Annotated in this window: 9 protein-coding genes; 5 read left to right on the forward strand and 4 right to left on the reverse strand. The window is 71.7% G+C overall.

Features of this window, described 5'->3' with window-relative positions:
• Genes dapF through LXT23_RS25895 form a run of 3 tightly spaced genes read left to right on the forward strand, consistent with a single transcriptional unit; the run spans position 1 to position 4,261 of the window.
• On the forward strand, positions 1 to 852 hold the full coding sequence (dapF, locus tag LXT23_RS25885) for a diaminopimelate epimerase (protein ID WP_253982965.1): 852 nt from the start codon (positions 1 to 3) through the stop codon (positions 850 to 852).
• A 41-nt stretch (positions 853 to 893) separates the two neighbouring features.
• Positions 894 to 2,744: a GGDEF domain-containing response regulator gene (locus LXT23_RS25890; RefSeq protein WP_253982966.1), complete on the forward strand. Its 1,851-nt coding sequence runs from the start codon at positions 894 to 896 to the stop codon at positions 2,742 to 2,744.
• 17 nt (positions 2,745 to 2,761) lie between these two features.
• Positions 2,762 to 4,261 (forward strand): DUF4388 domain-containing protein, encoded by a 1,500-nt coding sequence (locus tag LXT23_RS25895; RefSeq protein WP_253982967.1) that lies wholly within the window; start codon positions 2,762 to 2,764, stop codon positions 4,259 to 4,261.
• Between the two features lie 7 nt (positions 4,262 to 4,268).
• Here LXT23_RS25895 and LXT23_RS25900 read toward each other — a convergent pair whose 3' ends face one another.
• From LXT23_RS25900 to LXT23_RS25910, 3 genes are all read right to left on the reverse strand, one after another.
• Complete coding sequence (locus tag LXT23_RS25900; protein WP_253982968.1) at positions 4,269 to 4,643, reverse strand: hypothetical protein; 375 nt, start codon at positions 4,641 to 4,643, stop codon at positions 4,269 to 4,271.
• Complete coding sequence (locus tag LXT23_RS25905) at positions 4,640 to 5,809, reverse strand: fatty acid desaturase family protein (RefSeq protein WP_253982969.1); 1,170 nt, start codon at positions 5,807 to 5,809, stop codon at positions 4,640 to 4,642. Before LXT23_RS25905 ends, LXT23_RS25900 begins: the two co-directional genes overlap by 4 nt.
• A 63-nt stretch (positions 5,810 to 5,872) precedes the next feature.
• Positions 5,873 to 6,889, reverse strand: coding sequence for a DUF2278 family protein (locus LXT23_RS25910; RefSeq protein WP_253982970.1), 1,017 nt, complete (start codon positions 6,887 to 6,889; stop codon positions 5,873 to 5,875).
• Positions 6,890 to 6,995: 106 nt separating this feature from the next.
• Between LXT23_RS25910 and LXT23_RS25915 the strand changes: the two genes are divergently transcribed.
• Positions 6,996 to 8,618: a sigma 54-interacting transcriptional regulator gene (locus tag LXT23_RS25915; RefSeq protein WP_253982971.1), complete on the forward strand. Its 1,623-nt coding sequence runs from the start codon at positions 6,996 to 6,998 to the stop codon at positions 8,616 to 8,618.
• A 179-nt stretch (positions 8,619 to 8,797) separates the two neighbouring features.
• Positions 8,798 to 9,166, forward strand: coding sequence for a hypothetical protein (locus LXT23_RS25920; RefSeq protein ID WP_253982972.1), 369 nt, complete (start codon positions 8,798 to 8,800; stop codon positions 9,164 to 9,166).
• 7 nt (positions 9,167 to 9,173) lie between these two features.
• On the opposite strand, the gene LXT23_RS25925 is transcribed toward LXT23_RS25920, so the two are convergent.
• Positions 9,174 to 12,809 carry a protein kinase domain-containing protein gene (locus LXT23_RS25925; protein ID WP_253982973.1) on the reverse strand — a complete coding sequence of 1,212 codons (3,636 nt, stop codon included), beginning with the start codon at positions 12,807 to 12,809 and terminating at the stop codon, positions 9,174 to 9,176.
• Between the last annotated feature and the right edge of the window lie 63 nt (positions 12,810 to 12,872).

Genomic DNA, 12,872 nt, shown 5'->3' on the forward strand with positions numbered 1-12,872 from the left:
GTGGACGCTCGCGAGCGCATCTTCAAGTATCACGGCCTGGGCAACGACTTCGTCGTGCTGGACCGGCGCCGTACCGGTGTGGACATCGACGCCGCCACCTCCCGGTGGCTGTGTGACCGGCGCCTGGGCATCGGCGCGGACGGCGTGCTGACGCTCCTGCCCTCCACGCGTGGCGTGGCCCGCATGGTGGTGCACAACGCCGACGGCAGCATCGCGGAGATGTGCGGCAACGGCCTGCGCTGCGCGGTGAAGTACCTGGTGGACCACACCGACGACAACCCCGGGCGCATCGACGTGGAGACCGGCGCCGGCGTGCTCTCCTGCATCCCCGGCTACGGCGACGGCGGCGTCATCGGCGTGGACATCTCCATGGGCCCCGCGCGCCTGGTCGCTCCGAACCTGCCCTCCGGCACCACCGGCAAGCCCTTCCTGGACTCGCCCCTGCCGGACCATCCCGAACTGCGCGGCTCGGCGGTGAGCATGGGCAACCCGCACCTCGTCCTCCTGGACCAGCCACTCGAAGACGCGGCCCGCCTGGGCCCCGAGCTGGAGCACCACCCCTCCTTCCCCGACCGCACCAACGTGGAGTTCGTCCGCGTGGAATCCGACGGTCTCACGGTAGTGGTGTGGGAGCGGGGCTGTGGGCTGACGCAGGCATGCGGCACCGGGGCCTGTGCCTCGGCGGTGGCGGCGGTGCTGGCGAAGCGGCTGCCCCAGGACGCCTGGCTGCGAGTCACGCTGCCTGGCGGAGACCTGCGCATCCGCGTGCCCGGCGACCTGTCCGACATCCGCCTGCGGGGCCCCGTGGCCTTCGTCTTCGAGGGCGTTGTCGCGCTTCCTCCGCCCCGGTAACCTCCCGCGTTCCTCCCCTCGCACCCGGGTCAGAACGCGCCTTGGCCGGTCCCATCCTCGTCGTCGACGACGACCGTTTCTTCCGTCAGCTCGCCAGCGACATGCTCACCCGCAACGGTCACCGCGTGGTGGCCGTGGAGAACGCGACGCTCGCGCTCGAAGAGGCGTCCCGCACGCCCTTCGACCTGGTCATCACCGACGTGGTGATGCCCGGCGTGGACGGCTTCAGCCTCACCGCGCGCCTGCGCGAGAAGGACCCGGACCAGGAGGTCATCCTCGTCAGCCAGCGCACCGACGTGCGCGGCTCGGAGATGGCGCTGCGCTCGGGCGCCGCGGACTGTCTCACCAAGCCGGTGGACGAGGCCGACATGCTGCTGGCGGTGGACCGCGCCCTGGAGCGCGCCAGCCTCCGCCGTGAGCGCGCGCAGCTGCGCGACGAGAATCTCGAGTTCGCCCGCTTCCACAACCTGCACCAGCGCTGCCTGGAGCTGTTGTCCCATCCGGACCTGGAGTGGCTGCAGGAGCGCATCCCCTCGGAGATGGCCGCCGTCTGTGACGCGCAGAGCGCCGCGCTGTGGGTGATGGACGACCGGGGAGACCTGGTGCTGCGCGCCTACCGCGGGCTGCTCGACAAGCAGTTCCTCGCGGAGAAGATGAACCCGGAGGGGCCGCTCGCGGGCCGGCTGCGCGAGGGCCAGCCCTGGTTCGCCCGCGACGAGCGCTCCGCGGTGATGTACGTGCCGCTGCTGTCCTCCGGGGAAATCGTCGGCCTGGCCCAGCTGTCGGACCCGCTGGCCGGGGACTTCCGGCCCGAGCACGCTCGCGATGCCCGCGTGCTGGCGGACTTCTCCGCCATCGGCGTGAAGAACGGCCGGAAGATGCTCGCGCTCCAGCGGCTGGGCCTGAGAGACCGCGAGACGGCGGCGTACAACCTCAGCTACTTCACCGACTACGCCTCCAAGGAAATCTACAAGGCGCGCCGCTACGGGCGGACCTTCTCCCTGCTGACCTTCTCCATCGACAACCTGCCGCTGGTGCGGGTGCGGCTGGGGGCGGCGGACGCGAAGAAGGCGGTGCGCGGCATCATCCGCGCGCTCAGTAAGATCATCCGCGACTCGGACGTCATCGCGAAGGCGAGCGACCAGGAGTTCTACCTGCTCCTGCCGGAGACGGACTTCTTCGGCGCGCTGATGTTCGTGCGCCGCGCGGTGGCCGCCGTGCGTGACGAGCCGGAGGCGCAGGACGTGGAGCAGCGCCTGCCGCTGGCGCTGGTGGGCGGGGCCAGCACCTTCCCCAAGGACGGTGAGGACTTCGACGAGCTGGTGCACCGCTGCCGCCGCCGCATGGACGAGCGCCGCGCGTCCCTGCAGCGCCGGCTGATGCTGGACGGGCTGCCCTTCTGGGACGAAGTGGACCTGCTCCTGGGCACGCCCAACAGCCCCAAGCTCCCGGTGGACGAGCGCTCCGAGCCCAGCCGCCGCGGCAAGGTGTCCGACGCGCTCTTCGACGAGCTGCAGGCGGAGATTGCCCGCGAGCTGATGAGAGACCCGGGCTCGCGCGGCCTCTTGTACGTGGGCGGACCGGAGATTCGCACGGACCTGCCCATCGCCGCGGGCCTGGAGTCGGCGCCGCCGGACATGGCGTCGCGCATCTACCTGCTGGGCCGCCGGGTGGACCTGGAGTCGCACCCCGCGCTCACCCCCGTCTTCCTGGAGGGCGACGACCGCGTGACGCGGCACGAGTTCATCCTCTGGCTCTCCGAGAACGCCGCGTACGCGCTCATCCAGCGGCGCGGGCTCGGCGCGACATGGGGCTTCCATACCTCGGACACCGCGGTGGTGGACGGGCTCATCTCCAAGCTGCAGGCCGAGTACGACCTGCAGCCCTACTGACACGAAGCGGAGCACCCGTGGCCCAGGTCCGGAAGATCCTCATCGCCGACCCCGACCTCGAGTCCGTGCGTTCGCTGTCACGGGCGCTGCGCACCAAGGGCTACCAGGTGCACTACGCACCGGACGGCTCGCGCGCGCTGGAGGTGGCTGTGCTGCGCCACCCCGACCTCACCCTCTTCGACGAGGGCTGCCGGCTGCTGGACGCGCGCACCTTCATCCAGATTCTGCGCACCAACCCGCGCACGGAAGACATCCCGGTGGTGCTGACGACGTCCAGCTTCGACTCGGACCGGCAGCGCGGCCTGCGCGACGGCTACCTGCGCAAGCCCTTCAACCTGGACGAGGTGCTCAGCCGCATCGAGCACATCTTCCGGCGCAGCGAGGCGGCCAAGGACCTCAAGAGCGAGCAGCAGGAAATCGAAGGCTCGCTCAGCCAGCTCAGCATCCCGGACCTGATGCAGCTGTTGGGCATGAACCGGCGCAGCGGGCGGCTGGCGCTGGAGCGCGGCAATGACCGCGGCGAAATCTCCGTCGTGGAGGGGCGCCCGGTGAACGCGAAGCTGGGGCGCGTGGAAGGGGAGAAGGCGCTGTTCCGCCTGCTGGCGTGGGCGGAAGGGACGTTCACCTTCTCGCCGGGGACGAACTCCGTGCGGCCGCGCATCAACCGGGGCATGGACGACGCGCTGCTGGAGGGCATGCGGCAGTCGGACGAGGTGACGCGCCTGTGGCCCGGCCTGCCGCCCCGGCACACGCGGCTGATGCTGGCGCCGGACATGGACCTGTCGGACGACCAGCACCCGGTGACGGCGCAGGTGGTGGACCTGCTGCGCCAGCCGCGCGCGCTGGGCGAGGTGCTGGACCTGGCGCCGGCCACGGACCTGGAAGTGCTGAGCGTGCTGTCCGCTCTGGTGCAGCGGGGCGTGGCCCGGGCCGTCGAAGGGGACAACGCGGACGCGAACGCCAGCGAGCTGCTGGGCGCCGCCGAGGTCCACGCGCTGCGCGGCCGCATCCTCCGCACGCGGGCGCCCGCGAAGGTCGCCACCGCGAAGGTCTTCATCTGCGGCAGCGGCGCCTCCGCGGCGCGGCGGGTGCTCGCGCGCGTGCAGGGGCTGGAGGCGCTGTCGGCGGAGCCCACGGCCGTCAAGAGTGGCTTCGGCACGCTGGGGCGGCTGGTGCTCAGCGAGGTGCTGCGCCTGGACTTCTGCGTGCTGCCCCCGGCGGAGGCGGCCCGGCCGCTGTGGCGGCCCTTCACCGCGGGCGCGGTGGGCGCGCTGCTGCTGGACGTGTCCGAGCCGGCGGTGCGGCTGGCGCACTACCTGGCCTGGGAGGTCCGCATGCCGGTGGTGGTGGTGGGCGCGGAGGTGCCGGCGTCCCTGCAGGGCGCGCCCGCGGGCGCGGTGGGCGTCAACGACGACCTGGCCGAGGCGCTGCGCGCGCTGCTCGTCCAGGCCCTCAACCCGGCGCCCACGCTGCCGGGGGTGACGCAGGCCCAGCGGCTCTCCGCCTCGGCGGTGTAGCCGCGGGCTACCAGTAGCGGCGCGGCGCCGCGGGGGGCGGAGGCGGGGCCGCGGGCAGGGGCTCCAGCATGCCGCACTTCAGGAGCCGCTCGACGGCGTCCTTGACCTCCTTGGCGGTGGTGCCGCAGCCGTCGAGGTTGCGCGTCGCCTCGGCGATGGTCCTCTCTCCCGCGCCGAACTCCACCAGGTACAGCCCGTCGTCGGAGGCGAGCCCCAGCGACGCGCCCCAGGTGGCCCGGGCCGCGTCGAACTGCGCGCGCCCGGTGCCGGACCTGGCGGCCTCAATCATGGCCGCATAGGCCGCCGCGGCCTCCGAGCCCTTGGGAGACAGCCGGAACTTCTGCGCCCGCCCGTATCGAACCTTCTCCGCCCCGTCACTCATACCGCACCCTCGATGGCAGGCTGCCCCATCCGCTTGAGCCACCGTACGTGGCTCTTCAATGCCGCGCCCACGCTCTTGTTCGAACGGTAGCGTACGCCGTGCTCCCGACACGTGTCCTCGACAATGCGAGAGAGTGCCGGGTAGTGCAGGTGACACACGCGCGGGAAGAGGTGGTGCTCCACCTGGAAGTTCAGCCCGCCCAGGTACCAGCTCACCAGCGGGTTGCCCCGCGCGAAGTCCACCGTGGAGCCTACCTGATGCGCGGCCCAGTCGTTGGCGAACCTGGGGCTGGTGGCCGGCACCTGGGTGAAGTCCGCCTCCTCCACGCAGTGCGCGAGCTGGAAGACGGTGGCCAGTGTCACCCCGAGCACGAACGAGGCGAGCGCATAGCAGAGCAACACCTGCCAGACGGGGTGGAAGAACAGCGGCAGGGCGAGCGTCCAGCCGTAGAAGAAGAGCTTCCCGGCGAGCGCCCCGGCCAGCTTCCGTCCGCTGGGGCGCGGCATCTTCTGCTGCCCGACGCGCCCGGTGATGAGGTCCTTGAAGTCGTCGATGAAGAACCACTTTGTCGGCAGCAGCCCGTAGAGCCCCCAGATGTACGCGTGCTGGAAGCGGTGGGCCGCATGGGTCTGCTGGCCGGGCGCCAGCCGGCACAGGGGCTGGATGTCGATGTCCTCGTCGAGGCCGACCACGTTGGTGTGGCTGTGGTGGAAGATGTTGTGCTTCCAGTTCCACACGTACGAAGAGCCGCCGATACCATCGAGAGTCCAGCCGAGCAGCCGGTTGATGCCCCGCCGGGACGAGTAGCTGCCGTGGTTGGCGTCGTGCTGGACGCTGAAGCCGATGCCGGCGACGGCGAGCCCGAGCGACACGCTCCCGACAATCGCGCCGAGCGGGCCCGAGGCGCCGAAGACGAGCCAGCCATACGACGCGGCGAACCAGCCGAGGATGACCACCGTCTTGAAATACATGCGGGGGAGGTCCCGTGGGGAGCGCCCGCTCGCTCCCAGGTACTGCTCCACCCGCGCCTTGAGGTCCTGATGAAATGGACCCGACTCCAGGAACTTCGCCTTCGTTGCTTGCGACACCGTCCACCCGCTCTCACGCCGCCAGGGCCACCACTGCTGGAGCCTGGAGTCGCGCTGGGAGAACCCCGCCGCGGCCATCGCCTGCCTGGTGCCTGGACCCTGAGTAACACATCGGCGCAAGGGGCTGTTCCGCTCGAGCGTCTAGAAGACGAGCGTCCAGCCGGGGCGTCGCACCTGGTCCTTCACGTACGCGACGCCGTCCACCTTCAAGCCCTGGCTGTCGAGCAGGGTGATGAGGCCGCCCTGATTCGACAGCTCCAGGGGCTTCGCCACCCGCGTGACGCGCGCGGCCCCCGGTGCGAGCTCGCCGCTCAAGGGCTGCTTGTTCTTCCGCTTGTCCGCGAGCGCCCACCCGTCGAGGGACACCGGCTGGGGTGACGTGTTGAGCAGGGTGATGGTCTCCTGCTCGGGCGTGCGCGTGTCGTTGACGAGCGCGGCGACGATGCGCACCACGCCGTCGTGCGGGACGGGGCCGGGAACAGGCACGGGACCGGGAACGGGTGGGGTGGTGCCGATGGCATGGCCCGTCCGGTCATCGGTGTGCCACGTCTGCGACTGGAACTTGAGGAAGATGCCCACCCACTGCTGCGACGAGGGGAAGTGGATGAGCACGCCGCCGTCCTGCCACGTCCCGTCCTGGTCCGCGAAGGAGGCGTGGTTGCCCTGGTTCATGTGGATGTCGTGGATGCCCGCGCCGGGGCTGAAGCCGAAGTACTTGTCCTTCGCGGGCTCCGGGCCCCAGGGCTCTCCGAAGGCATAGACGACAGCCTCCTCGTCCGACATCGCCCGCTGGAAGTAGTGGTCGAGCTTCTCGTTCAAGTCATTGTCCGGCCCGGGAATGTTCGGGGGCAGGGGCGTCATGCGTTCGCGGTCGAACAGGTTGCCGCGGATGAAGTCGAGCGCGCTCCCGCCCGGAGCGCTCGGCAGCGGCGTGAAGCCGAGCGGGAGCTGTCCCAGCTCCGCGGTGAGCGGATGCCGGAACTGCTCGTCGACGAGATATTCCAGGTCCGACGGCGACAGCTTCGAGCTGACGTTGATGGCAATCCGGTAGTCCTTCTCCCGGTCGATGATGCGGACCTGATAGTGGGGACTGGGGCCCGAGCCCAGGCGGACTGCGATGGCCGTGCCCTTCAGGACTCCATATTTCTTCAGCGGCATTGGAGCTTCTCCCGTCTTCTCAGACGGAGGCCGCTGACGGTGGATGTGATGCCCCGAGCAGGGACGTTGTAGGCTCGGGAGGACTCGAGACCTCAGAAGAAGGGCCATGCAGCAGAAGATTTCCGCCGACATGTCGACGACCGCCGGCCTGTCGCAGCCCCGACAGGCGCCGGCCGTGCACACCGTGCCGGTGCTGACGCTCGTGTCCCATCCGCAGCTCCAGCGCGTCGGCGAGCGCCTGGTGCTGGAGGTGCTCGCCGCCACGGGCCGGGGCGTGTCCCTGTCGCGCAATGCCCCGGACTTCTCGCGCCCCGGCGGGCTGCTGGCCCTGCCCCTGGGGGACCCGTTCCTCAGCCGCACCCCCGTGCAGCTGGAGCCCGGACCGCGAGGCGGCTTGCGGCTCATCGTCCCGGAGGACGCGACCCAGGTCCGCATCGGCGCGGAGCCCGTCGTCGGCGGTCGCGAGTTCTCGCAGGAGGAGCTGGCCGCGGGCGTGCCGCTGGTGCTCGCCGAGCGCGTGGTGCTGCTGCTCCACCTGACGGCGTCCTCCCGCGAGCCCGGGCCGGACGACCTGGGCCTCGTGGGGCAGGGCGAGCGCATCCAGCAGGTGCGCGACGACATCTCGCGCGTGGCCGACCTCAACGTGCCCGTGCTCATCCGCGGCGAGACGGGCACGGGCAAGGAGCTGGTGGCCCGCGCCATCCACGACCGCGGCCCCCGCCGCGCCGGCCCCTTCGTCAGCGTCAACCTGGGCGCGCTCGCCAAGGAGCTCGTCGCGGCGGAGCTCTTCGGCGCACAGCGGGGCGCCTTCACCGGCGCCACGAAAGACCGCGAGGGCTTCTTCCGCGCTGCCCACGGCGGCACCCTCTTCCTGGACGAGGTGGGCGAGGCCCCGCCCGAGGTCCAGGCGGCGCTCCTGCGCGTGCTGGAGACGGGCGAGGTGATTCCCGTGGGCGGCCACTCGCCGGTGCCCGTCGACGTGCGGTTGGTCGCGGCTACGGACTCCGACCTGGAGGCGCGCATCCAGGAGAAGCTCTTCAAGGCGCCGCTGCTGCACCGGCTCGCTGGCTTCGAAATCCAGGTGCCGCCGCTGCGCGAGCGCCGCGAGGACATCGGCCCGCTGTTCCTCCACTTCGCCCGGCAGGAGCTGGAGGCGACGGGTGAGTCCGCACGGCTGACGAGCGCGGACGCCCGCGCCGAGCCGTGGCTGCCCGCGTCGCTGGCCGTCCGCCTGGTGCGCTACGCGTGGCCCGGCAACGTGCGCCAGCTGCGCAACGTGGCCCGGCAGCTCGTCATCGGCAGCCGGGGCCTGCCCCGCCTGCGCGTGGACGCGCGGCTGGAGCAGACGCTGGACGCGGAGGCCCAGCCCCTGCCTGGAAGGGCCTTGTCGCCGGAAGAGGCGTCCCGGGCCCCCGAGGCCGCCGGGGCGAAGGCCGTCCGTCGCAAGCCCTCCGAAGTGGGTGAGCAGGAGCTGCTGGAGGCCCTGCGTGCCTGCTCGTGGGACCTCAAGGCCACCGCGGACTGGCTGGGCATTCCGCGCCCCTCCGTCTACGTGCTCATCGACAAGAGCTCCCTGCTGCGCACCGCGCGCGACCTGAGCCCTGAGGAAATCACCCGCTGCTTCCACGAGTGCCAGGGTGACCTGGACCGGATGGTGCAGAAGCTGGAGGTCTCCCGGCGAGCGCTCCAACGCCGCATCCGCGAGCTGGGCCTGGGCGGCGGCACGTGAGCGTGGACGTGTCAGGCCCGGGGGCTGACGCGCCGTTGACGCGTCCGCCGGAGCGTCAGCCGCGCAAGACTGCCGTCGCTCCAGAGGAGAGGGGCGCGCGACGCCGCTGGTACGGGGGCTGCAACCTCGCGGAGGCAACGTACTTCAAGCGCCCCCGAGTGGGGCAGGAGCGCAGTCACGTGAAGAACATCGTCATCGAGGTTCTCCCCAACCGGGAGCTTCGCTATCCCAACGGTCATGACGTCAGCCAGGGCGACACGGTGACGTTCCGAATCGAGGGCATCATTGGTGACGTCCACATTTCCTTCGACGATACGAGCTGCTTCACCTCGTCGGGCCCGTGGGACGTGAACAGCAGCTCACTGTCGGCCCTCAACTCCGTCTTCGAGGTGTCCAGCACCGCGCCTCGGGACGAGTACCCCTTCACGGTGACCACTCCCGGCGGCTCGTCGAAGGACAAGGACAAGCACGTGGGCCCCGGCAACCACGAGACGAAGCGGGGCACCATCGACGTGACGACGGACCCGCCGAAGGACAAGACGAAGTAGGCGGGGCTCAGCGCGCGGGCGCGGACTTCCAGGCGGGACGCAGATGGGGATTGGCGCTCAGTGCCAGCTCCACGTCTGCTTGCGCCTGCTTCCGCCACGCCTCACGTCGCTCGATGGGGGCGGGGCTCTCTGCGAGCGCCAGCAGCACATTGGCGCGAAGCAGCCGGGCCCGCGCCCAGCGGGGCCGGGCGGCCAGCACGTGCTCGGCCAGCTCCAGTCCCCGCTTCAGCACCGGCGTCGCGTCCTCACCGCGACGCTGCTTCCATGCAGCCCACTCACGCTGCATGTCCCCGGCGGCCACCCGGTACTCGAGCCGGCGCGGCTCCAGCTCCAGGGCCTGCTGGAAGGACTTCGCCGCCTCCTCGAAGTCCTCGTTTCGCGCCATGTCCTTCCTGGCCCGCCAGCGAGCCCGCGTGCCGCGCGCTTCACCGAGCTGCCGCCACGCGCTCCCCTGTCGCGGGTTGCGCTCGCTGGCGCGCGCCAGCGCCTCCTCCGCATGGGCCAGGTCCCTGCTCGGGTCTCCTCCCTGCTCCAGCACCCAGGTCGCTCTCAGGCCATGCACCCGGCCGAGGTTCGCCCAGAGGTCCCCATCATCCGGGAGCAGCTCGAGCGCCTTCCGGTAGGACTCGATGGCGGCGCGGACGCTCGGGCCCGGGTCCTCCCGCCGCGCGAGCTGGACCGCGGCGCGCAGGGCCCACACCTCGCCCAGGTTGTTGTAGGCGAAGGCCTGCTGGGGTGCCGCGGCGCGCGCCTGCTCGAAGGACTGCTGGGCGGCGTTGAACAGCGGCTCGGGGTCGGCACCTTCCTCCCAGCGCTGCTCGGCCTGCCAGAGCAGCGCCGAGCCCAGGCCGTTGTGGAGCTGGGGGAGCCGCGGATTGATGCTCAGTCCCTGCCGATGGAGGGCCAGGGCCTTCTCCTGGTCCGGTCCGGGGTCCTCTCCGTGGTCGAGCTTCCACTGCGCGAGCCGCTCGGAGACGAACGCGCCCTCGAAGCAGGCCGCGATGTTCCGGGGGTTGAGGGCCAGGGCCCTGTCCAGCGCCTCCCGTGCTCGGACCAGGTCGCCGGCCGTGTCCGGCGCGCGAGGCGTCGTGGCCCGGCTGCGCAGGGCCTTGCCCAGGTTGATCCACGCGTCCGCCTGGTTCTCCCGGAGGGCGATGGCGGCGCGATAGGCCTCGATGGCCTTCTCCTGGTGGGCGAGCGGGTCTTCTCCATGCGCGGCCTCGTGGTCGGCCCACACCTGGTACGTCACGCCGAGGTTGGCGTGGAAGGCATAGTCCCGCTCCTCGGGGCGGAGCTGCTCGAAGGACTCGATGGACAGGCGGAGCTGCTCGCTCGGGTCCTTCCCGAGCCCCTGGAGGTGTCGCGCCCACTGCCGGTACGCGATGGCCAGCTCCAGCGGAACGCGGGCCTCGGGTGTCGCGTGCGCCTGGGCGGCCCGCGCGGCGTCGATGGACTTCTGGAGCAGGGCCTCCACGTCCGCGCCTCCCTTGAGGGCGCGCTGCTCCGCGAGCCGGCGGTGCAGCCGGGACACGACGACCTGGGAAGCTGCATGGTCCGGCGCGGCGGCGAGCGCGCGAGCCAGTGACTCCAGGCCGCGCTCGTAGTGCGGAAGCACGTTGCCCTCGCCGTACAGCTCCATGACGAACGCCGCGAGCTCCAGGCGCCCCAGCGCGTAGTGTGTCGCGGGCTGGCTGTCGGCGGTGGCGATGGCGGTGGCATACGCCTGCCGGGCCGCGTCCAGGTCTGCCTTCGAGCCGGCGGTGTCACCCTGGGGCCAGCGCTGGGTGGCACGGGCCAGGAGGATGTCGCCCCGGAGCAGGGGCGCCTCATAGAACCAGGGCAGTGCGCGGCCCATGGCGTCCAGGTGGGCCAGGGCCTCCTCGTGCCTGCCCTCGTAGAAGGCGAAGAGCGCCTTCACGTAGCGGGGCGGGGCGGGGACCTCGGGTCCCTCGGCCTGGCGGAGGTAGGCGAGCGCCGGGTCCCGGTAGCGCTGCTCCAGCTCCTTGCGGCGGGCCTCGCGCTGCTCGGGGCCACGGCGCTCCACGTCCAGCAGCAGCTGCTCGCGGTACAGGTCGCCCAGCACCAGCGCCAACGCCCAGGCCACCCGGGGCTCCCGGTAGCCGTGGTTCCAGGCGGCCTCCAGTCGCTCGCGAGCACCCCGCGCGTCGTCGAGGGCGAGCAGCGCGCGGCCCAGGGCGTACTGGCCGGGCCCCATGGCCCGCGTGCCCGCCTGGTGCACCTCGGTCTCCAGCGCGTCCATGCGCTCGCGCAGGGCCTTCCGGTCGTCTCGGGTGTCATGCAGCGGCGACAGCGCGGAGTAGCGCGCCGACGACTCGATGCGCTCCACCCGCTCGGTGAAGCGGCTCGCGAGGCGCTCGCGCTCCAGGACTTCGCTCCGGGCGAGCACGGCCTGTCCCACCGCCAGCGTCACCACCGTCAGCGCGGCGGCGGCGGCGGCCAGGGCCACGCGGTGCTTGCGGGCCTTCCTGCGCAGCCGGTAGCCCAGGCCCCGGCGCGCCTGCACCGGCTCACCCTCGAGGAACCGCTCGAGGTCTTCCACGAGCGCGCGCGCCGAGTCGTAGCGGGCGGGGCGCTCCTTCTCCAGGCACTTGAGGACGATGGCCTCCAGGTCCTCGGGGATGTTCGCGTCCAGCGCGCGGAGCGGGCGCGGCTCCTCCGTCTGCAGGCGGGTGATGACCTCCTGCGCGGTGGTGCCATCGAAGGGCGGCCGCCCGGTGAGCAGGGAGTAGAGCGTCGCGCCCAGGGCGTAGACGTCCACCCGCCGGTCCAGCCGAGCCGCCCCGCCACGGGCCTGCTCGGGGGCCATGTAGTGCGGCGTGCCCAGCACCGCGCTCTGTCCCACACCCTCGTCGCGTCCCTCGCGGGCCAGGCCGAAGTCCATGACGAAGGGCGCGAGGCCGCCGTCCTCGGTGCGCTCCACCAGGATGTTGCCGGGCTTGATGTCGCGGTGGATGAGTCCGGCGCGGTGGGCCGCGTGGACGCCCTCGGCGGCCTGGCGCAGGACGAGCACCTTCTGCTCCAGGGTGAGCGTGTCCGCGAGCTGGCCCAGTGTCTGCCCGTCCACGTACCGCATGGCGATGTAGCCGCGGCCCCGGACCTCGCCGACCTCGTACACCTCGCACACGCGCTCGTGCCGGACCCGGGCCTGGGCGCGGGCCTCGGAGAGGATGCGGCGCGCCAGCTCCGCGTCCCCGTCGCGCACGAACTTGAGCGCCACGTTGCGGCGCAGCAGCGGGTCGTATGCGAGGAACACGAGCCCCATGCCGCCCTGGCCGAGGAAGCGCACCGGCTGGTAGCGGTCCCAGTCCGGCACGGGGAAGGGAGGCTCTCCGGCCACGGCGGGGGCTGCGGTGACGCCCGGAGGAGTGGGCGTCAGGGTGGCCGCCTCGACCGGCCGGACGCCTGGCTGGGTCGACTGCTCTCGTGAGAGCTCCTCGCGAAGCATCCCGAGGGTGTCCTCGCTGAGCCGGCCGCGCTCCTTCAACAGCTGCAGGGGGCCGCGGTCCAGGCGAAGGGCTTCCTCGCGCAGGGCGGCCAGCTCCTCGTGGGAGAGCAGCCCTTCATCCAGCGCGAGGAGCAGCTCCTCCTCGTACCGCTCAATCTTCTGGCCCGACGCGTGCACCGGCGCAGCATACGGGAGGGCCGGTACACCAGGGCAGCCCCTTCCGGGGCGTGAATTGACTGG

This window comes from Pyxidicoccus xibeiensis (assembly GCF_024198175.1).
Lineage (GTDB): Bacteria > Myxococcota > Myxococcia > Myxococcales > Myxococcaceae > Myxococcus > Myxococcus xibeiensis.